The organism is Fructilactobacillus sp. X2R6C1 (assembly GCF_059901295.1).
In genome coordinates, this window is record NZ_JBWXUZ010000057.1 from 1 (window position 1) to 253 (window position 253).

Consider the following 253-nt stretch of genomic DNA (forward strand, 5'->3'; position numbering starts at 1 on the left):
TGCCAAACGAGTCCGCCAGACAACTGATTACGAAGCAGAGTCGCTTAGTGGCCGTGGTTGCGGCAGATGTTGACGACTATTTTTCGACCGAAATCTTTAAGGGAGTTAATTCAGTTCTAAAGAAAAATAATTTCATCGCGGTTTTAATGGATTCAGATAGTGACGAACAGCGCGAACTTGGAACGCTTTCTTCACTTAATCAGCAGATGTTTGGCGGAGTGATTATTCAGCCCTTAAGTAACGACTTGAAGGC

At 43.9% G+C, this 253-nt stretch carries 1 pseudogene; it reads left to right on the forward strand.

Annotated elements, in window-relative coordinates:
• Positions 1 to 253: pseudogene (locus tag AC6UDF_RS07340) on the forward strand (LacI family DNA-binding transcriptional regulator); the annotation flags it as partial.